This window comes from Pseudomonas sp. LBUM1666, from assembly GCF_059695775.1.
Map to the genome: position 1 here is coordinate 760,001 of NZ_CP166789.1, position 19,664 is coordinate 779,664.

Here is a 19,664-nt window from a genome sequence, read left to right on the forward strand (position 1 = left end):
AAGAAAGCGTAATAGCTCACTAGTCGAGTCGGCCTGCGCGGAAGATGTAACGGGGCTCAAACCATACACCGAAGCTACGGGTATCACTTAGGTGATGCGGTAGAGGAGCGTTCTGTAAGCCTGTGAAGGTGAGTTGAGAAGCTTGCTGGAGGTATCAGAAGTGCGAATGCTGACATGAGTAACGACAATGGGTGTGAAAAACACCCACGCCGAAAGACCAAGGTTTCCTGCGCAACGTTAATCGACGCAGGGTTAGTCGGTCCCTAAGGCGAGGCTGAAAAGCGTAGTCGATGGAAAACAGGTTAATATTCCTGTACTTCTGGTTATTGCGATGGAGGGACGGAGAAGGCTAGGCCAGCTTGGCGTTGGTTGTCCAAGTTTAAGGTGGTAGGCTGGAATCTTAGGTAAATCCGGGATTCTAAGGCCGAGAGCTGATGACGAGTTACCCTTTGGGTGACGAAGTGGTTGATGCCATGCTTCCAAGAAAAGCTTCTAAGCTTCAGGTAACCAGGAACCGTACCCCAAACCGACACAGGTGGTTGGGTAGAGAATACCAAGGCGCTTGAGAGAACTCGGGTGAAGGAACTAGGCAAAATGGCACCGTAACTTCGGGAGAAGGTGCGCCGGTGAGGGTGAAGCATTTACTGCGTAAGCCCATGCCGGTCGAAGATACCAGGCCGCTGCGACTGTTTATTAAAAACACAGCACTCTGCAAACACGAAAGTGGACGTATAGGGTGTGACGCCTGCCCGGTGCCGGAAGGTTAATTGATGGGGTTAGCTAACGCGAAGCTCTTGATCGAAGCCCCGGTAAACGGCGGCCGTAACTATAACGGTCCTAAGGTAGCGAAATTCCTTGTCGGGTAAGTTCCGACCTGCACGAATGGCGTAACGATGGCGGCGCTGTCTCCACCCGAGACTCAGTGAAATTGAAATCGCTGTGAAGATGCAGTGTATCCGCGGCTAGACGGAAAGACCCCGTGAACCTTTACTATAGCTTTGCACTGGACTTTGAATTTGCTTGTGTAGGATAGGTGGGAGGCTTTGAAGCGTGGACGCCAGTTCGCGTGGAGCCAACCTTGAAATACCACCCTGGCAACTTTGAGGTTCTAACTCAGGTCCGTTATCCGGATCGAGGACAGTGTATGGTGGGTAGTTTGACTGGGGCGGTCTCCTCCTAAAGAGTAACGGAGGAGTACGAAGGTGCGCTCAGACCGGTCGGAAATCGGTCGTAGAGTATAAAGGCAAAAGCGCGCTTGACTGCGAGACAGACACGTCGAGCAGGTACGAAAGTAGGTCTTAGTGATCCGGTGGTTCTGTATGGAAGGGCCATCGCTCAACGGATAAAAGGTACTCCGGGGATAACAGGCTGATACCGCCCAAGAGTTCATATCGACGGCGGTGTTTGGCACCTCGATGTCGGCTCATCACATCCTGGGGCTGAAGCCGGTCCCAAGGGTATGGCTGTTCGCCATTTAAAGTGGTACGCGAGCTGGGTTTAGAACGTCGTGAGACAGTTCGGTCCCTATCTGCCGTGGACGTTTGAGATTTGAGAGGGGCTGCTCCTAGTACGAGAGGACCGGAGTGGACGAACCTCTGGTGTTCCGGTTGTCACGCCAGTGGCATTGCCGGGTAGCTATGTTCGGAATAGATAACCGCTGAAAGCATCTAAGCGGGAAACTAGCCTCAAGATGAGATCTCACTGGGACCTTGAGTCCCCTGAAGGGCCGTCGAAGACTACGACGTTGATAGGTTGGGTGTGTAAGCGCTGTGAGGCGTTGAGCTAACCAATACTAATTGCCCGTGAGGCTTGACCATATAACACCCAAGCAATTTGCTGACCTGAAGAGGCACAAGATTGCGGTGTGTGAAGACGACACAAGTCGAAAATTCGCAACGCAACACACAAATCTATCGCATACCCATTCGCTGGCGCGTGATCCGCAAGGAGAACGAGCTGGCTACCGAATTTCTTGACGACCATAGAGCATTGGAACCACCTGATCCCATCCCGAACTCAGCAGTGAAACGATGCATCGCCGATGGTAGTGTGGGGTTTCCCCATGTGAGAGTAGGTCATCGTCAAGATTAAATTCCGAAACCCCTATCTGCGTATGCAGGTAGGGGTTTTGTTTTGTCCGCAGGAAAGTTCGCACAGCATTACCGGACGGCTCCCGGCTCCCGGCTGTCACCGTCTCCCGACAATGCTAAGGTTCGGCCCTAGCTTTTGTATTTTCCCAAGGAAGCCTTTATGCCGGACGCGACGTCCCTCAGTGCTGGTTTTATGGTGGTTCACGGCAACCGCCTGGACGAGTTGCGCAGCCTGGTGGTCAGCTGGATGCGGCGTTACCCGTTGGCTCCCTTGGAAAATGAAATTGCCCTGGTTCAGAGCAACGGCATCGCCCAATGGCTGAAGCTGGCACTGGCAGAAGACCCTGAAGACGATGATATGGGCGGCTGCGGAATTGCAGCAGCCATCGACGTGCAGTTACCAGGTAGCTTCATGTGGCAGCTCTATCGTATGGTGCTTGGGCGTGACGAAATCCCGGTCAAATCCCTGCTCGATAAAGCTCCCTTGACCTGGCGTCTGATGCGCCTGCTTCCGCAGTTGATCAACCAACCGCACTTCGAACCCCTGCAGCGCTTCCTTACGAATGACACAGACTTACGTAAACGCTATCAATTGGCGGAGCGACTGGCGGACCTGTTCGACCAATATCAGGTGTACAGGGCCGATTGGCTCGAAGACTGGGCAGAAGGTCGTCATCAATTACGAAATGGCAGAGGCGAAACCAAGCCTCTGACCCCGGCAAACTGCTGGCAGGCAGAGTTGTGGCGTGCGCTGTTGCTGGATGTGGGTGAACAAGGTATGGCGCAAAGCCGAGCCGGCGTCCATCAGCGGTTTATCGAGCGCATCAACAGCCTCGACGTCGCCCCCAGCGGATTGCCTTCACGGGTGATCGTTTTCGGGATTTCTTCACTGCCCGCTCAAGCCCTGGAAGCACTGGCGGGGCTGGCCCGGTTCAGCCAGGTTCTGCTCTGCGTGCACAATCCGTGTCGTCACCATTGGGCAGACATCGTCGCCGATAAAGACCTGTTGCGGCATCAATACAAGCGTCAGGCTCGCAAGAGCGGAATGCCGGTTGTGCTCGACCCGCAAACCCTTCACCAGCATGCCCATCCACTACTGGCGGCATGGGGCAAGCAGGGGCGGGACTACATCAATCTGCTCGACAGCTACGACGATCCCAACAGCTATCGCTCGGCATTCCGCGATGGCCGTATCGACCTGTTCAGCGATAGCCTGCCGCAGAACATGCTCAATCAATTGCAGGACGACATTCTTGAGTTGCGTCCCTTGAACGAGACTCGCGAGCGCTGGCCAGCGGTCGATCCGGCAAAGGACGAGTCGATCCGTTTTCACATTGCCCATAGCGCCCAGCGCGAAGTGGAGATCCTCCACGACCAGTTGCTCGCACGCTTCAGTGCTGATCCGGAATTAAGGCCTCGCGATGTGATCGTGATGGTTCCGGACATCGACAGCTACGCACCGCATATTCGTGCGGTATTTTCCCAGCTTGAACGTCACGATCAGCGTTTCATCCCCTTCACACTCGCCGATCAAGGCCAACGTGGCCGTGATCCGCTACTGATTGCTATCGAGCATCTGCTCAAACTGCCCGACAGCCGTTTCCCAGTGAGCGAGATCCTCGATCTGCTGGATGTTCCTGCACTACGCGCTCGCTTCGGTGTAGAGGAACGTGATCTGCCGACCCTGCACCGTTGGATCGAAGGCGCAGGCATCCGCTGGGGCATGAATGCCGAGCAGCGCGCGGGTCTCGGTTTGCCGCTGGAGCTGGAACAAAACAGTTGGCGTTTCGGCCTGCGACGGATGCTGCTCGGTTATGCCGTGGGCAGTGCCAATGCCTGCGAGGGTATCGAGCCCTACGACGAGATCGGTGGTCTGGATGCCGCGCTCATTGGGCCTTTGGTCGCGCTGCTGGATGCATTGGAGATTGCCCATCAGGAACTCTCTCAACCCGCTGCGCCCAAACAATGGGGCTTTCGATTGCACGCACTGGTTCAGTTGTTCTTCCTGGCCAGTAACGAGCATGACGACTACGTGTTGGCCCAACTCGAAGAGCTGCGTGAAACCTGGCTTGAGACCTGCGAGTCAGTTGGCTTGCATGATGAACTGCCGTTGACCGTCGTCCGTGAAGCCTGGCTTGCCGGTCTAGATCAAGGTCGCTTATCCCAGCGTTTTCTGGCCGGTGCGGTTAACTTCTGCACCTTGATGCCCATGCGAGCGATCCCGTTCAAACTGGTCTGCCTGCTGGGCATGAATGACGGGGACTACCCGCGCGCGCAACCGCCACTGGACTTCGACCTCATGGGCAGTGATTACCGTCCTGGTGATCGCTCCCGACGCGAAGATGACCGCTATCTACTGTTGGAAGCCCTGTTGTCGGCACGTGACCAACTCTATATCAGCTGGGTCGGTCGCAGCATTCGCGATAACAGTGAGCGCCCCGCGTCGGTACTGATTGGCCAATTGCGAGATCATCTGGCCAGCGGCTGGCGACTGCATGATGTCGACGAAGATCTGCTTGAGGCCATCACTCAGGAACATCCACTCCAGCCCTTTAGCGCCCGCTACTTCCATGAAGGCGATGACCTGTTCAGCTACGCGAATGAATGGCAGGTGCTGCATCAAACCATTGGGCCGTCGACTGATACCGAGGTCCTTGATCCCTACGTTCAGGAGGAGCCGCTGAGTCTCGGTCAACTGCAGGACTTCCTGCGTAATCCTGTGCGACATTTCTTCAGTCAACGACTGAAGGTGTACTTCGAAGCGGCTGAAGTGCCCTTGGCGGACGAAGAGCCATTTGTACTCGACGCGTTGCAACGTTACAGCCTCAGCGACAGCTTGCTCGAAGCGGCGTTGGGACATCTGGATAGCACCGACCAGATACTGGAAGCACAGGCAAAACGTCTGCAAAACAGTGGGCTTCTGCCCATGGCCGGATTCGGCGAATGCCTTCAGCGAGAGTTGATCGAACCGTTGCCGGATCTGTTGCAGCGTTACCAACAGCTTTTGGCGTTATGGCCAACGCCGCTCACCAACGCTCTGCCAGTGAATCTGGAGTTGCAGGGGCTGCGCCTGGAAGGTTGGCTCAACGGCCTGCATCAGCGTGCGGACGGTGGTTTGCTATCAGTCACTACAATCCCCAACAGCATCGGCTCAATCAAGTCGCGCAAATGGCATCGCCTGACACGGCCATGGGTCAATCATCTGGTTGCCTGCGCCAGCGGCATGGCGATGACCACCGCGTTGGTGGCCAGTGACGACAGTTTGCTGCTCGGTCCGATGGCGGAGGATGCAGCGTTGCGGATTCTGGGCGACCTGTTAATGGCTTGGCAAACCGGCATGCGTCAACCACTGCCGATTGCGGTGAAGACCGGCTTCGCATGGCTTGGTCAAACGGATCCGGTGAAAGCCCAAGCCGCAGCCCGCAAGGCCTATGAAGGCGATGGCCTGACCACCGACGGCGAGCGTCGCGAAAGCCCGGCACTCGCCCGGCAGTTCGCCGACTTCGACTCGCTTACCGCAGACGAAACGTTTCCGGATTGGTGCAACGCGTTGTACCGGCCGCTGCTTGAAGCGCCTTGGCGTTCATTGAGCAGCGAGGAGGCGCGCGCATGACCATAAAACCTCTGGCCTTGGCATTTCCCCTGCGCGGCAGCCAACTGATCGAAGCGAGCGCCGGGACCGGCAAGACCTTCACCATTTCCGCGCTTTATCTGCGCCTGGTCCTTGGCCACGGCGCAGAGTCGAGCGGCTTCGGACGTGAACTGTTGCCGCCGCAAATCCTTGTTGTGACGTTCACCGATGCGGCAACCAAAGAATTACGCGAACGTATCCGCACACGTCTTGCTGAAGCAGCGCGATTTTTTCGCGATGAAACACCGGCGCCCGATAGCCTTATCGCGGAGCTTCGTGAGGAGTACCTTCCCGAGCAGTGGTCCGGATGCGCGAACCGCCTGGACATCGCCGCGCAGTGGATGGACGAAGCAGCAGTTTCAACTATCCACAGTTGGTGCCAGCGCATGTTGCGCGAACACGCGTTCGACAGTGGCAGTCTGTTTACACAGACCCTGGAAACTGATCACAGCGATTTGCTGGGCGAAGTCCTGCGCGATTACTGGCGACTGTTTTGCTACCCGATGCAAGGTGATGCGCTGAACTGGGTGCGCGGTAACTGGGGCGGCCCAGCGGCTTTACTGCCGCGAGTGCGTGGTTTGTTCGCCAGTGAGCGAGACAGCGTTGAAGGTAAAGAGCCTGCCGAGCTGATCTCGGAGTGTCTGCAAGAGCGACGGGCAGCCTTGCTCGAACTCAAGATGCCCTGGCGTCAGTGGGCAGACGAATTGCTTGCCATCTGTCACCAGGGTGTTGCGAGCAAGAGCGTCGACGGTCGCAAGATGCAGGCGCGTTATTTCGAACCCTGGTTCGAAAAGATCAGGGCCTGGGCTGAAGACGAATCCCTTGAGCAACTGGATATCGGCACCGGATTCACGCGCCTGACTCCCGAGGGTATGGCTGAAGCCTGGAAAGGCGAAGTACCCCGTCATCCTGGGCTGGATGCCATGCCTGGCCTCAAGGCCAGTCTCGATGGATTGCCGACTCCTGATGCTGCCGTGCTGCAACACGCCGCCCAGTGGGTCGGTGCACGGTTCGAGGAAGAAAAACGTCGCCGTGCAGAGATGGGCTTCGATGACATGCTGTTGCGCCTCGATGCAGCGTTGCAGTCCGATGGCGGTGAGCGGCTGGCGACCCTGATTCGTGAGCAGTTTCCGGTGGCGTTGATCGATGAATTCCAGGACACCGACCCGGTGCAGTACCGGATCTTCGAGAGCATCTATCGCATCGAAGACAACAATCCCGAATGCGGTCTGTTCCTGATCGGCGACCCCAAGCAAGCGATCTACGCGTTCCGCGGTGCCGACATCTACACCTACTTGCGTGCCCGCCAGGCCACCGCTGGCCGATTGCATACCCTGGGTACGAATTTCCGTTCCAGCCATGGCATGGTCCGAGCGGTCAACCATGTGTTCGAGCGTGCCGAGTCTCGCGAGACCGGGCGAGGAGCGTTCCTGTTTCGTGAAAAGAACGGTGAGAACCCGGTACCGTTCCTGCCCGTCGAATCCCAAGGGCGCAAAGAAGTTCTGCACATCGACGGCCAGGTCGTGCCCGCCCTGAACATCTGGCACCTGTCCGCCGATCAGCCGCAGTCCGGCGCGGTGTACCGACAACAACTCGCCGCCGCCTGCGCCAGTGAAATCACCGCTTTGCTCAATGGCGGCCAACAAGGTCGCGCGGGATTCATACAGGACGGCAAGGACTTCAGGGGGCTGCTGCCAGCGGATATCGCGATCCTGGTCCGCGACGGTAAAGAGGCCCAGGCTGTGCGCGGCGAACTCTCCGCCCGTGGCGTGCGCAGCGTCTATCTGTCGGACAAGGACTCGGTGTTCGCTGCCCAGGAAGCCCACGATCTGCTCACCTGGCTCAAGGCTTGTGCCGAGCCGGATGTCGAGCGCCCGCTGCGGGCCGCGTTGGCCTGCATCACGCTGAACCTGTCACTGGCTGAACTGGAGCGGCTCAATCAGGACGAGCTGGCCTGGGAAGCGCGGGTCATGCAGTTCCGCCATTATCGCGAGCTCTGGCGCAAGCAGGGCGTGTTGCCCATGCTGCGACGATTGCTGCATGACTTCCAGCTACCTCAGACATTGATCGTGCGCAGTGACGGCGAGCGGGTGCTGACCAATTTGCTGCACTTGTCCGAATTGCTGCAACAGGCAGCCGCCGAACTCGATGGTGAGCAAGCGCTGATCCGTCATTTGTCCGAGCATCTGGCGTTGTCCGGTCAGGCCGGCGAAGAGCAGATCCTGCGTCTGGAGAGTGACGAACAACTGGTCAAAGTCGTGACCATTCACAAATCCAAGGGGCTTGAGTATCCCTTGGTGTTCCTGCCATTCATTTGCTCGGCGAAACCGGTGGATGGCAGTCGTCTGCCGCTGCATTACCACGACGAAAGCGGCAAGGCTCAAGTGACCTTGAGGCCGACGGCCGAGTTGATTGTTCAGGCGGATGATGAGCGTCTTGCCGAGGATCTGCGCTTGCTTTACGTAGCCCTGACCCGGGCGCAACACGCCTGCTGGCTCGGAGTGACGGATCTCAAACGCGGCAGTAACAACAGCTCGGTGCTGCATCTTTCAGCATTGGGTTATCTGCTGGGCGGCGGAGCGCCATTGGCCGAGTCGGCAGGCTTGAAGCGTTGGCTGGAAGACCTGCAGCAGGACTGTCCTGCGCTGAGCTACGGTGAAATGCCTGAAGTGACTGCCGAGCACTACCATCCGCCACACAACGATGCGACGTTGCTTGCTCCGCTGATCCCCAAACGCAAGGCCAGCGAAAACTGGTGGATTGCCTCCTACAGTGCCCTGCGCATTGGCGAAAGCATGAGCGTGGGCACTGATGAAGCGCCGGAGAGCCCGCAGGCGCAAAAGCTATTCGACGACGAACGCCTCGATCCGCAAGCACCACGAGAAGTGGTGGCCGGTGGTGCTGACATCCATCGATTCCCTCGTGGTCCGAACCCCGGCACCTTTCTCCATGGTTTGCTCGAATGGGCCGGTGACGAAGGTTTTGCCGCCACGCCGCAAGCGGTGGAAGACGCCATTGCCCGTCGTTGCAATCGTCGTGGTTGGGAGGGCTGGATAACTGCCCTGAGCGATTGGTTGCAGCATCTGCTTACGTCCCCGCTGCATATCGGCGGCGGGCAGGCCCCCGTGGTATTCGAGCAATTGACCCAGTACCGAGTCGAGATGGAATTCTGGTTCGCCAGTCATAAGGTCGATGTGCTCAAGCTCGATGAACTGGTGCGTCAATACACCCACAACGGCGTGGCCCGGGTGGCTGCCGAGCCGGTGTTGCTTAATGGGATGTTCAAAGGCTTCATCGACCTGACGTTCGAGCACGACGGCCGCTACTACGTCGCCGACTACAAATCCAACTGGCTGGGCGTTGATGACGCGGCCTACACCGAGCAGGCCATGGAGCAGTCGATTCTAGACAACCGTTACGACCTGCAATACGTGCTGTATCTGTTGGCCCTGCATCGCCAGCTCAAGGCGCGACTTGCCGATTACGATTACGACCGGCATGTCGGTGGTGCGCTGTACCTGTTCCTGCGCGGTACGCGCGCGTCCAGCCAGGGCGTGTATTTCGCCCGTCCTCCAAGAGCGCTGATCGAGCGTCTGGACCGGCTGTTCCAGGGCAAGCCAGAGCCCAAGGCCGAACCCGACTGGGTACAGGGAGTTTTGCTATGAGTCGCACCTTCGCTGATTTGCTGCCCACTTCGTTGACTGCCGAAAGCCTGGCGGATCTGGCACCGTTGAGTCGCGCCGATGACTTGCTGTTGTTGCTGACGCGCTGGGTCGAGCGCGGCTGGCTGCGAGCGCTGGACAAAGCCTTCGTCGCTTTTCTTCATGATCTCGCTCCCGGCGATGATCCACTGGTGCTGCTGGCCGCTGCGTTGGCCAGTCATCAACTGGGCCACGGTCATGTGTGCCTGGATGTGTTCGAGACGCTCAAGGAACCGGACTTCGCCCTGTCGCTACCACCGGAAGGTGATGTGCAAAGTGGCGCGATGTTGTTGCCGTCGCAATTGCTTGAGGCGCTGGACGGTGCCCATTGGTGCAAGGTCCTGGCCTCCAGCAGTCTGGTCGCTTTGGCGGTCGACGGCCGCGAGGCGGCGGAGCATCGGCCATTGGTGTTATCGGGAAAACGCCTGTACTTGCGTCGTTACTGGGCTTACGAACGGCGTATCGACACCTCGCTGCGTCAACGCCTGGTCGAACACGAATCCACGCCGGATGATTTGTCCCAACGCCTCACCCGTTTGTTCGGCCCAGCCCAGCCCGGCGAAGTGATTGACTGGCAGAAACTCGCCTGTGCTCTCGCAACCCGCAGCGCATTCAGCATCGTTACCGGTGGCCCGGGGACCGGCAAGACGACGACGGTCGTGCGTTTGCTGGCGTTGCTCCAGGCGCCGGCAGTGGAGGCGGGCAAGCCGTTGCGCATTCGTCTCGCGGCACCCACCGGCAAGGCTGCAGCCCGACTGACGGAGTCCATCAGTCAGCAGGTCAGAACCCTGGAAGTCGATGAAACCGTACGCGTGAAGATCCCGTCAGACGTCACCACCGTGCACCGTCTGCTCGGCAGTCGTCCCGGTACTCGACACTTCCGACACCACGCAGGTAATCGCTTGCCGCTGGATGTCTTGGTGGTGGACGAAGCCTCGATGATCGATCTGGAGATGATGGCCAACCTGCTCGATGCGTTGCCGGCCCATGCCCGTCTGGTGCTGCTCGGCGACAAGGATCAACTGGCATCGGTGGAGGCCGGCGCCGTGCTGGGCGACCTGTGCCGCGACGCCGAGGCCGGTTGGTACAGTCCACAGACTCGCCTGTGGCTGCAAGCGGTCAGTGGTGAAAGCCTGGATGCCAGCGGTTTGCAGGAAGACACCCAGGGCACTCATCCCCTGGCCCAGCAAGTTGTGATGCTGCGTCATTCACGCCGGTTCGGCGAGGGCAGCGGCATCGGCCAACTGGCTCGTTGGGTCAACCAGCAGCAACCTGAGGAAGCCCGCAAGTTGTTGGCGGCTCGAAGCCATGACGACGTGTTTTCCCTGCCCCTCAAGGGGGAGCAGGACCGGGCACTGGAACGCTTGCTGCTTGAGGGCCATGGCGATGGACCGCAGGGTTATCGGCATTACCTGAGTCTCTTGCGCAGCCTGCGGCCACCGCTCGACAGCACGCTTGATGATCCCTGCTGGACCGATTGGGCCCGGCAGGTGTTGCAAGCCTTCGACGCCTTCCAATTGTTGTGCGCCGTACGCAAAGGGCCGTGGGGCGTGGAAGGTTTGAATCAACGCGTGACCGCCGCGCTGCTTAAAGCCCGGCTGATCGACAGCGACCAGCAGTGGTACGAAGGTCGGCCGGTGCTGATGACCCGCAATGACTATGGTCTGGGTTTGATGAACGGCGACATCGGCATTGCCCTCAGGCTACCGGAACGTGATGGGCCTGAGGCAGGGAAGCAGGTGTTGCGTGTGGCTTTCCCGCGTAATGATGGTCAGGGCGGCGTACGTTTTGTACTGCCGAGCCGGCTCAATGATGTCGAAACCGTGTACGCGATGACGGTGCACAAATCCCAGGGCTCGGAATTTGCCCATACGGCGTTGATTCTGCCGGATGCCCTGAACCCTGTACTCACCAAGGAATTGATCTATACCGGGATTACCCGGGCCAAAAACTGGTTCACCCTGATCGAGCCGCGTCCCGGCTTATTCGAAGAGGCGGTGCGGCGCAAGGTCAAGCGCTTGAGCGGGTTGATGCTGGAGTTGGATGAGGTGAGCGCCGACTAATCGGCGAACAGCATCTCCCGACTTTCGCCCATCAACAGACTCTGATTCTGCTCAGTGACCGAACGGATGTAATCCCACAACAGGGTAATCCGCTTGAGCTTGCGCAGGTCCTCGCGGCAGTACATCCAGAACTGCCGTGTGATGTTGATCTCTTCCGGTAACACCGGCAGTAACCGCGGATCCTGGGCCGCCAGAAAGCACGGCAGAATCGCCAGCGACCGCCCTTGCTGCGCGGCCACGAATTGCGCAATCACACTGGTGCTGCGCAGGTTGGCACTGGCGCCGGGCAACACGTTCGCCAGGTACAACAGCTCCGAACTGAACGCCAGGTCGTCGACGTAACTAATGAATGAATGCTTACCCAAGTCCGCCGGGCGGCGGATCGGTGGGTGCTTGTCGAGATAATCCTGAGTCGCGTAGAGCTGTAATTTGTAGTCGCAGAGTTTGCAGCAGACGTACGGACCATGCTCCGGGCGTTCCAGGGCGATGACGATGTCCGCCTCGCGCTTGGACAGGCTGATGAAGTGCGGCAGCGGCAGGATGTCCACGGAGATCGCCGGGTAGGCGTCGACGAAATGGCTCAGCTGCGGAGTGATGAAAAAGCTGCCGAAGCCTTCGGTGCAACCCATGCGCACATGCCCGGATAATGCGACCCCGGACCCGGAAACCTGCTCGCAGGCCATGTGCAGCGTGCTTTCAATCGACTCGGCGTAACCGAGCAACCGTTGGCCTTCGGCGGTCAGAACAAAACCGCTGGTCCGGGATTTCTCGAACAACAAAGTGCCCAACGCCGCTTCCAGCGAGCTGATGCGCCGCGATACGGTGGTGTAGTCGACCGCCAGGCGCTTCGCCGCGGTGCTGGCCTTGCGGGTGCGGGCGACTTCAAGGAAAAACTTGAGGTCATCCCAGTTCAACGAGCCTAAGGACGTGATGTTTTTTTGCATGATGGACCGGCTTTTATGTGCGTTCTTATTAGAAGTTTGCACATCTATACTCCAAAAACAGTCCGACAACCAATTCGCGACACACGCCTCATCTCAAGGCGACATTCTCGCCTTGGCTCCCTAGATAGCTCTCTAAATAAGAACAACGTCCCGGAGACCCAACATGAACGCATCGCTCACGCCAAACGAAACCACTGTCCAAACGGTAAAGCTGTTGATCGACGGCGAGTGGGTCGAGTCCCAGACCACCGAGTGGCACGACATCGTCAACCCGGCGACCCAGCAAGTGCTGGCGAAAGTGCCGTTCGCGACCGCGCAGGAAGTCGACGCGGCGATCAGCGCCGCTCATCGCGCCTTCCAGACCTGGAAGCTGACGCCGATCGGCGCGCGGATGCGCATCATGCTCAAGCTCCAGGCGTTAATTCGCGAACACTCCAAGCGCATCGCCGTGGTGCTGAGCAACGAGCAAGGCAAAACCATCGCCGACGCTGAAGGCGATATCTTCCGCGGCCTGGAAGTGGTCGAACACGCCTGCTCCATCGGTAGCCTGCAAATGGGCGAGTTCGCCGAGAACGTTGCTGGCGGCGTCGATACCTACACCCTGCGTCAGCCAATCGGCGTTTGCGCCGGCATCACGCCGTTCAACTTCCCTGCGATGATTCCGCTGTGGATGTTCCCGATGGCCATCGCCTGCGGCAACACCTTCGTGCTCAAACCGTCCGAACAGGACCCGATGTCGACCATGCTGCTGGTGGAACTGGCGATCGAGGCCGGTGTTCCGGCGGGCGTGCTCAACGTCGTTCATGGCGGTAAAGACGTGGTGGATGCGCTCTGCACCCACAAGGACATCAAGGCTGTTTCCTTCGTCGGTTCGACCGCCGTCGGCACTCACGTCTACGACCTGGCCGGTAAACACGGCAAGCGCGTGCAATCGATGATGGGCGCGAAGAACCACGCCGTTGTGCTGCCGGATGCCAACCGCGAACAAGCGCTCAACGCGTTGGTCGGTGCCGGTTTCGGTGCAGCCGGGCAACGCTGCATGGCCACATCCGTCGTGGTGCTGGTGGGCGCGGCCAAGCAATGGCTGCCAGACCTGAAGGCGCTGGCGCAGAAACTCAAAGTGAATGCCGGCAGTGAGCCGGGCACTGATGTCGGTCCGGTGATTTCCAAAAAGGCCAAGGCGCGGATTCTGGATCTGATCGAGAGCGGCATCAAGGAAGGCGCCAAGCTGGAACTGGACGGTCGCGAGATCACGGTTCCAGGCTTCGAGAAGGGCAACTTTGTCGGCCCGACCCTGTTCTCCGGCGTAACCCCCGAGATGCAGATCTACACCCAGGAAATCTTCGGTCCGGTGCTGGTGGTGCTGGAAGTCGATACCCTTGATGAGGCCATCGCACTGGTCAACGCCAATCCGTTCGGCAACGGCACGGGCCTGTTCACCCAAAGCGGTGCGGCGGCGCGTAAATTCCAGACGGAAATCGACGTCGGCCAGGTTGGCATCAACATCCCGATTCCGGTGCCGGTTCCGTTTTTCAGCTTCACCGGTTCGCGCGGGTCCAAACTCGGCGACCTCGGTCCGTATGGCAAGCAAGTGGTGCAGTTCTACACTCAGACCAAGACTGTCACCAGTCGCTGGTTCGATGACAACAGCGTCAACGACGGTGTGAACACCACCATCAACTTGCGTTAAGGAGCCGGACATGAAAATCGCTTTTATCGGTCTCGGCAACATGGGCGCGCCGATGGCGCGCAACCTGATCAAGGCCGGCCATTCGCTACGGCTGGTCGACCTGAACAAAACCGTTCTGGCGGAGCTGGAGCAACTGGGCGGCAGCATCAGCGCTTCGGCACGTGAAGCCGCTCAAGGCGCAGAACTGGTGATCACCATGCTGCCCGCCGCTGTGCATGTGCGCAGCGTGTGGCTGGGTGAAGACGGCGTGCTGGCGGGGATTGGCAAGGGCGTTCCGGCAGTCGATTGCAGCACCATCGATCCGCAGACGGCGCGTGAAGTTGCTGCGGCTGCGGCCAAGCAAGGCGTGGCCATGGCGGATGCACCTGTGTCGGGCGGTACTGGCGGTGCGGCAGCCGGGACCCTGACGTTTATGGTCGGCGCTACCCCTGAGCTGTTCGCCACCCTGCAACCAGTGCTGGCGCAAATGGGCCGCAACATCGTCCATTGCGGTGAAGTCGGCACCGGGCAAATTGCCAAGATCTGCAACAACTTGCTGCTGGCGATCTCCATGGTCGGTGTCAGCGAAGCCATGGCGCTGGGCGATGCTCTCGGGATCGACACAACAGTGTTGGCCGGGATCATCAACAGTTCCACCGGCCGTTGCTGGAGTTCGGAGATGTACAACCCGTGGCCGGGTATCGTCGAAACGGCGCCGGCCTCGCGCGGCTATACCGGCGGTTTCGGTGCCGAACTGATGCTCAAGGATCTGGGGCTGGCCACGGAAGCGGCGCGTCAAGCGCACCAACCGGTGGTGCTCGGCGCGGTGGCCCAGCAGTTGTATCAGGCGATGAGCCAGCGTGGGGAAGGTGGCAAGGACTTCTCGGCGATCATCAACAGCTATCGCAAACCTCAGTAATAGGGCTGGAAACCTGTGGGAGCGAGCCTGCTCGCGAATAGGGAATAACATTCAACAGGGATGTTGATTGAGCCACCGCTTTCGCGAGCAGGCTCGCTCCCACAATGGCTGCATGTTCCTATCGACATTTACCGGGAGATCACGTCGGGTGATCTCCCGGTTTTTTTGCCTCAGGCAAACACGAAATATTTGCGCACGGTTTCAACCACTTCCCACGTGCCTTTCATGCCCGGCTCAATGACGAAAATATCACCGGCGCGCAGATGGATCGGCTCCTTTCCCTCTGGGGTGATGATGCAGTACCCCTCGCGGAAATCGCAGTATTCCCACTTCACGTATTCCACATACCACTTGCCCGGCGTGCAGATCCAGGTGCCCATGATTTTGCTGCCGTCTTCGCTGGTGTAGGCGTTGAGGTTGACGGTGTGCGGGTCGCCTTCGAGTTTTTCCCATTTGCAGGCGTCGAGCACCGGCAGTGGGTGGGTATCGCGAAGAACGGTAATAGGTGCGGTCATGTGGACTCCGGGGCAGTGGACTAGAGAACTGAAGTCGCACCCTATAGCGCCCGTCCACCGGTCAGTTGTCTGTGCTCGACATTGAGCTGTCCAGAAACGCGCATAACCCTCAAAGACTGTTCAGCGGGCAATCGAACCGGCTCTGTTCGAGGCTGGCTTCGAACTCGACCAATTGCGAATGTTGCTGCGACAGCGCAGCGATCCGCTCGCTGATTTCCTGCTTCTTGGCGGCGATGACCTGATGGGCCAGTTCCCACGGCATTTGCGGCCCTTGATGTCCGGCGAAGATCGACTGCAATTCCTTGAGCCTGAAACCCAGCTGCTGCGCGCACTTGATGAAGATCAGCAGGTCAACGCTTTGCTGGTCGTAGACGCGGTATTTTCCCAGCCGCTGAGCGGCAGGCAGCAGGCCGATCGACTCGTAATGGCGGATGCTCTTGATCGTGGTTCCGGAGCGTTGCGCGGCTTGGCCGATGTACATGGAAAGTCCCTTTTCGCCGTGGTAGCCCGGTGCATTATCGGCAGACTCAGCGGCTGGCGATAGCCTGGGCCTGCAGCAACCAGGTTTCACGCTGATCAGCGCTGGAACCGAGAATCGGGCCGAACGTGAGCGTTCGCTGAGGTTCGATGCCGCAGAAGGCCAAGGTGGTTTTGCGTACCTGATGCAGTCCAGGCATGCGATAGACCCAGCGGTAATACCAGGGTGGCGTGTCCATGGTCACCAGCAAATGCGCGCTGCGGCCGTGCAGGAGTTTGTCGGGGAAGGCTTTGCCTTCGCGGTATTTGAACGCGAAACCCGGCAGGAACACTCGATCGAAAAAGCCCTTGAGCAATGCAGGAATTCCGCCCCACCAGATCGGATAAACCAGCGTCAGGTGCTCGGCCCATAGGATGTCGGTCTGCGCCTGACGCAAATCGGCTTCCAGCGGCTGGATCTGTTGATAACCTTCACGCAGCACCGGGTCAAAGTCCATTGCGCCCAGAAACAACTGGCGCACCTCATGCCCGGCGCGCACCGCTGACTGGGCGTAACGCTCGGCGAGTGCGCCGCAGAAACTGTTGCTCGCCGGATGACCCAGAATCACCAGAATTCGTTTGCCCATCGTCTCTGTCCTTGAAGATGAAAACTCAAGGGTAAAGTCTGCCCCTCAGGGGAGAGTCAAGGCGTGCAGCAAGGCCTTGGCATAACCTGGCAGCGTCTCAAAGTCCCGCGCACAGAGCAGGAGTTTGCGTTGAGCCCAAGATTCTTGCAGGGCGAGACTCTTGAAGGATTGTTCACCACGCCAGCGCTCAACCGCCGCGAGGGGCACGATCGCCAGCCCGGCCCCCCGAGCGACCATGCGCATCACACCCTCAAAGCCGTCGGCGCGGATGCGGATTTGCATGCGCGACCCGGTGTGCAGCGCCTGCTCCTCCAGGTACACCGCCAACGCGCTGTTGGCGTTCAGACCGACATAGTCGTGGTGCAAGGTGTCGCTGAAGCTCACGACATCTGCGTGTGCCAAAGGATGGTCGCGGGGCATGATCAGAACCAGCGGATCGTCGCGAAACGGGCGAGTCTGCAGGTCATCGGTGTCCACCGCGTCAGAGACGATGCCCAGGTCTGCTGCACCTTGGCGCAAGGCGTGGGTGATGCGCGCACTGGGCAGTTCTTGCAGATCGATGTCGAGGTTGGGGTGGTCGCGAAGAAAGTCCGCGAGCAACTCCGGCAGGTATTCGGTGATCGCCGTGGTATTGCACAACAGTCGGACCTGGCCTTTGACGCCATTAGCGTATTCGGCCAGGTCCTGCTGCATGCGTTCAGCCTGTTGCAGCAGGACGCGGGCATGTTGCGCCAACGCCTTGCCAGCAGGTGTGGGCGTGACGCCGCGACGACCGCGGTCCAGGAATTCGATACCCAACGAAGCCTCCATGGCGCGGATGCGCGCACTCGCCGCCGCCAGGGACAGATGACTGCGAGCCGCGCCGGCGGTGATGTTGCCGCTGTCGAGGATGTTCAGATAGAGGCGCAGGTCGGTCAGGTCGAAGTGCATCGCAACAAGCCCGGAATATTTGTTGTCTGAAAGGGCGCTTTCGCGAGCAGGCTCGCTCCCACAGTAGACCGAGTCAGCCCGGACGACGCGGTCACCTGTGGGAGCGAGCCTGCTCGCGAAGGCGTCAGTAAAAACGACGAAGCCTTCAGCCTCTTGTTAAACAATAGGCTGCCTCAGTATATGGCAGATTTTCAAGCAGCCAATCCAGGCCCACGATAGCGCCATGAATACTCTCGCCGCGTTCTATCAAAACCTCGGTTTGGCCCTTTCCTTGATGGTCATCGCGACCTTTCTGCTGGCCGGCATGATCAAGGGCGTGATTGGCCTCGGTCTGCCGACCATCGCAATGGGCCTGCTCGGTCTGGCTATGGCGCCGTCACAGGCTGCCGCGCTGCTGATCATCCCCGCAACGCTCACCAATGTCTGGCAACTGGCATTCGGCGGGCATCTGCGGGGGTTGATCAAACGGTTGTGGCCGATGTTGCTGGCGATTTTCATCGGCACCGGAGCCGGCACGTTGTGGATCGGCATGGCCGGTGGTCATTGGGTCGTGCGGGGATTGGGCGCGGCGCTGTTGCTCTATGCGTTGAGCGGGTTGTTTCTGCCGACCTTGCGTGTCGGCCCTCACACCGAGCGTTGGCTCGGTCCGCTTGGCGGCCTGTTGACGGGCGTCATCACCTCGGCCACCGGCGTCTTCGTGATTCCGGCAGTGCCTTATCTGCAAGCCTTGGGCTTGAGCAAGGATGAACTGGTGCAGGCGCTGGGTCTGTCGTTCACCGTCTCGACCCTGGCCCTGGCCGCCGGCCTGTTATGGCGCGGCGCACTCGGCGGTGGCGAGTTAAGTGCGTCGTTGCTGGCGCTGATCCCGGCGGTGCTCGGCATGTTGCTGGGGCAATGGCTGCGCCAGCGGATCAGCGCCGTGCTGTTCAAGCGCGTGTTCTTCATCGGCCTGGGCGTGCTCGGCGGCCACTTGTTGATCAGCGGGTAGCGGAGGACGGGCTGAGCATGTCGATGGCGCGGATATCGAAATCCCGTTCCAGGTACTCATCGCGCTGCTCGAGGAATTGCTTCATGTGCGGCAGGTTCGAGTGCACGTCCAAGTGAGCCTGGGACTGCCAGATCTCGTAGAAGATAAACAGCGTCGGGTCCTGTTTGTCGCGCAACATGTGGTACTCGATGCAACCGGGTTCGGCGCGGCTCGCTTCCACATAACCGCTGAAAAACGCTTCAAAGGCGTCAGATTTTTCCGGGCGGGTCTTGGCGTGCAGGATGAAGCCTTGCATTTCACTCATCAGAAATCTCCTCAAGTTCAGAATCGGCGCAAGTTTATGGCAACAATCGCCTGTCGATTCGTGCGTATTGGTCAAATGAATTTTGTGAATTCAGCGCTTATTCCGCGCGAGGCAGATCGCTACTCTGCCGCCATCGAATTCCAACCTTCCGAGACTTCCCATGAAAAAAGTCCTGTTGCTCAATGGCGGCAAAAAATTTGCCCACTCCGATGGCCGCTACAACGCCACCCTGCATGAAGCCGCGCTGAGCGTGCTGGATCGCGGCGGCGTCGACGTGAAAGCCACCTTCATCGACGAGGGTTACGACGTCGCCGAAGAAGTCGCCAAATTCCTCTGGGCCGACGTGATCATTTATCAGATGCCCGGCTGGTGGATGGGCGCGCCCTGGACCGTCAAGAAGTACATCGACGAAGTGTTCACCGAAGGCCACGGCAGCCTGTACGCCAGTGACGGCCGCACCCGTTCCGATGCCTCGCAAAAGTACGGCAGCGGTGGTCTGTTGCAGGGCAAGCAATACATGTTGTCCCTGACCTGGAACGCGCCGCAGCAAGCCTTCGACGACCCGACCGATTTCTTCGAAGCCAAGGGCGTGGACGCGGTGTACTTCCCGTTCCACAAGGCCAATGAATTCCTCGGCATGACCGGTTTACCGACCTTCCTGGCGGTCGATGTGATGAAGCGTCCAAATGTCGAAGCCGATGTGGCGCGCTATGAGCAGCATTTGACCGAGGTGTTCGGTCTGCCGGCGTAAGGTTCCTTTTGCCCCGCATCCAGCTACTATCAAGCCTGTTTTGAATGAGGGGCATC

General features: G+C 59.1%; 13 protein-coding genes and 2 rRNA genes (1 of these 15 cut by a window edge). 9 read left to right on the forward strand and 6 right to left on the reverse strand.

Going from position 1 to position 19,664, the window contains the following annotated elements; translation table 11 throughout:
- From ACA056_RS03310 to recD, 5 genes are all read left to right on the forward strand, one after another.
- Positions 1–1,817, forward strand: a 23S ribosomal RNA gene (locus ACA056_RS03310); it begins 1,075 nt to the left of the window's first position.
- 154 nt (positions 1,818–1,971) lie between these two features.
- Positions 1,972–2,087 (forward strand): 5S ribosomal RNA (rrf, locus tag ACA056_RS03315).
- Positions 2,088–2,250: 163 nt separating this feature from the next.
- Positions 2,251–5,703, forward strand: a complete 3,453-nt coding sequence (gene recC / locus ACA056_RS03320; RefSeq protein WP_497270481.1) for an exodeoxyribonuclease V subunit gamma — start codon at positions 2,251–2,253, stop codon at positions 5,701–5,703.
- Complete coding sequence (gene recB / locus ACA056_RS03325; RefSeq protein ID WP_497270483.1) at positions 5,700–9,386, forward strand: exodeoxyribonuclease V subunit beta; 3,687 nt, start codon at positions 5,700–5,702, stop codon at positions 9,384–9,386. The genes recC and recB overlap by 4 nt, the downstream gene beginning before the upstream one ends.
- Complete coding sequence (gene recD / locus ACA056_RS03330) at positions 9,383–11,485, forward strand: exodeoxyribonuclease V subunit alpha (protein ID WP_497270485.1); 2,103 nt, start codon at positions 9,383–9,385, stop codon at positions 11,483–11,485. The genes recB and recD overlap by 4 nt, the downstream gene beginning before the upstream one ends.
- Here recD and ACA056_RS03335 read toward each other — a convergent pair.
- Positions 11,482–12,429 carry a LysR family transcriptional regulator gene (locus ACA056_RS03335; protein ID WP_123365149.1) on the reverse strand — a complete coding sequence of 316 codons (948 nt, stop codon included), beginning with the start codon at positions 12,427–12,429 and terminating at the stop codon, positions 11,482–11,484. The genes recD and ACA056_RS03335 overlap by 4 nt on opposite strands.
- A 163-nt stretch (positions 12,430–12,592) precedes the next feature.
- Between ACA056_RS03335 and ACA056_RS03340 the strand changes: the two genes are divergently transcribed.
- Both ACA056_RS03340 and mmsB read left to right on the forward strand, forming a co-directional pair.
- A complete protein-coding gene (locus tag ACA056_RS03340; RefSeq protein ID WP_046055588.1) occupies positions 12,593–14,119 on the forward strand; it encodes a CoA-acylating methylmalonate-semialdehyde dehydrogenase in 1,527 nt (508 codons plus the stop codon).
- A 10-nt stretch (positions 14,120–14,129) separates the two neighbouring features.
- Entirely contained in the window at positions 14,130–15,017 is an 888-nt protein-coding gene (mmsB, locus tag ACA056_RS03345) for a 3-hydroxyisobutyrate dehydrogenase (protein WP_497270488.1), read from the forward strand.
- Positions 15,018–15,187: 170 nt separating this feature from the next.
- On the opposite strand, the gene ACA056_RS03350 is transcribed toward mmsB, so the two are convergent.
- From ACA056_RS03350 to ACA056_RS03365, 4 genes are all read right to left on the reverse strand, one after another.
- Positions 15,188–15,532, reverse strand: coding sequence for a cupin domain-containing protein (locus tag ACA056_RS03350; RefSeq protein WP_007946320.1), 345 nt, complete (start codon positions 15,530–15,532; stop codon positions 15,188–15,190).
- A 109-nt stretch (positions 15,533–15,641) separates the two neighbouring features.
- On the reverse strand, positions 15,642–16,013 hold the full coding sequence (locus ACA056_RS03355; protein ID WP_150658680.1) for a MerR family transcriptional regulator: 372 nt from the start codon (positions 16,011–16,013) through the stop codon (positions 15,642–15,644).
- Between the two features lie 46 nt (positions 16,014–16,059).
- Entirely contained in the window at positions 16,060–16,635 is a 576-nt protein-coding gene (locus tag ACA056_RS03360; protein ID WP_497270491.1) for an NAD(P)H-dependent oxidoreductase, read from the reverse strand.
- Positions 16,636–16,680: 45 nt separating this feature from the next.
- The gene (locus tag ACA056_RS03365) at positions 16,681–17,565 is read right to left on the reverse strand and encodes a LysR family transcriptional regulator (protein WP_497270493.1); all 885 of its coding nucleotides are present in this window, start codon (positions 17,563–17,565) and stop codon (positions 16,681–16,683) included.
- Between the two features lie 223 nt (positions 17,566–17,788).
- Between ACA056_RS03365 and ACA056_RS03370 the strand changes: the two genes are divergently transcribed.
- Positions 17,789–18,553, forward strand: coding sequence for a sulfite exporter TauE/SafE family protein (locus ACA056_RS03370; protein ID WP_497270495.1), 765 nt, complete (start codon positions 17,789–17,791; stop codon positions 18,551–18,553).
- Here the strand turns inward: ACA056_RS03370 and ACA056_RS03375 are convergent.
- A complete protein-coding gene (locus ACA056_RS03375) occupies positions 18,543–18,857 on the reverse strand; it encodes a putative quinol monooxygenase (protein ID WP_008149093.1) in 315 nt (104 codons plus the stop codon). The genes ACA056_RS03370 and ACA056_RS03375 overlap by 11 nt on opposite strands.
- Positions 18,858–19,017: 160 nt before the next feature.
- On the opposite strand from ACA056_RS03375, the gene mdaB reads away from it, so the two are divergent.
- A complete protein-coding gene (gene mdaB / locus ACA056_RS03380; protein ID WP_223433126.1) occupies positions 19,018–19,608 on the forward strand; it encodes an NADPH:quinone oxidoreductase MdaB in 591 nt (196 codons plus the stop codon).
- The last annotated feature ends 56 nt before the right edge of the window (positions 19,609–19,664 follow it).

Bases quoted from the DNA above. Each gene is read 5' to 3' on its own strand.
- recC (WP_497270481.1), top strand. From the start codon at position 2,251: ATGCCGGACGCGACGTCCCTCAGTGCTGGTTTTATGGTGGTTCACGGC.
- recB (WP_497270483.1), top strand. From the start codon at position 5,700: ATGACCATAAAACCTCTGGCCTTGGCATTTCCCCTGCGCGGCAGCCAA.
- recD (WP_497270485.1), top strand. From the start codon at position 9,383: ATGAGTCGCACCTTCGCTGATTTGCTGCCCACTTCGTTGACTGCCGAA.
- ACA056_RS03335 (WP_123365149.1), bottom strand. From the start codon at position 12,429: ATGCAAAAAAACATCACGTCCTTAGGCTCGTTGAACTGGGATGACCTC.
- ACA056_RS03340 (WP_046055588.1), top strand. From the start codon at position 12,593: ATGAACGCATCGCTCACGCCAAACGAAACCACTGTCCAAACGGTAAAG.
- mmsB (WP_497270488.1), top strand. From the start codon at position 14,130: ATGAAAATCGCTTTTATCGGTCTCGGCAACATGGGCGCGCCGATGGCG.
- ACA056_RS03350 (WP_007946320.1), bottom strand. From the start codon at position 15,532: ATGACCGCACCTATTACCGTTCTTCGCGATACCCACCCACTGCCGGTG.
- ACA056_RS03355 (WP_150658680.1), bottom strand. From the start codon at position 16,013: ATGTACATCGGCCAAGCCGCGCAACGCTCCGGAACCACGATCAAGAGC.
- ACA056_RS03360 (WP_497270491.1), bottom strand. From the start codon at position 16,635: ATGGGCAAACGAATTCTGGTGATTCTGGGTCATCCGGCGAGCAACAGT.
- ACA056_RS03365 (WP_497270493.1), bottom strand. From the start codon at position 17,565: ATGCACTTCGACCTGACCGACCTGCGCCTCTATCTGAACATCCTCGAC.
- ACA056_RS03370 (WP_497270495.1), top strand. From the start codon at position 17,789: ATGAATACTCTCGCCGCGTTCTATCAAAACCTCGGTTTGGCCCTTTCC.
- ACA056_RS03375 (WP_008149093.1), bottom strand. From the start codon at position 18,857: ATGAGTGAAATGCAAGGCTTCATCCTGCACGCCAAGACCCGCCCGGAA.
- mdaB (WP_223433126.1), top strand. From the start codon at position 19,018: ATGAAAAAAGTCCTGTTGCTCAATGGCGGCAAAAAATTTGCCCACTCC.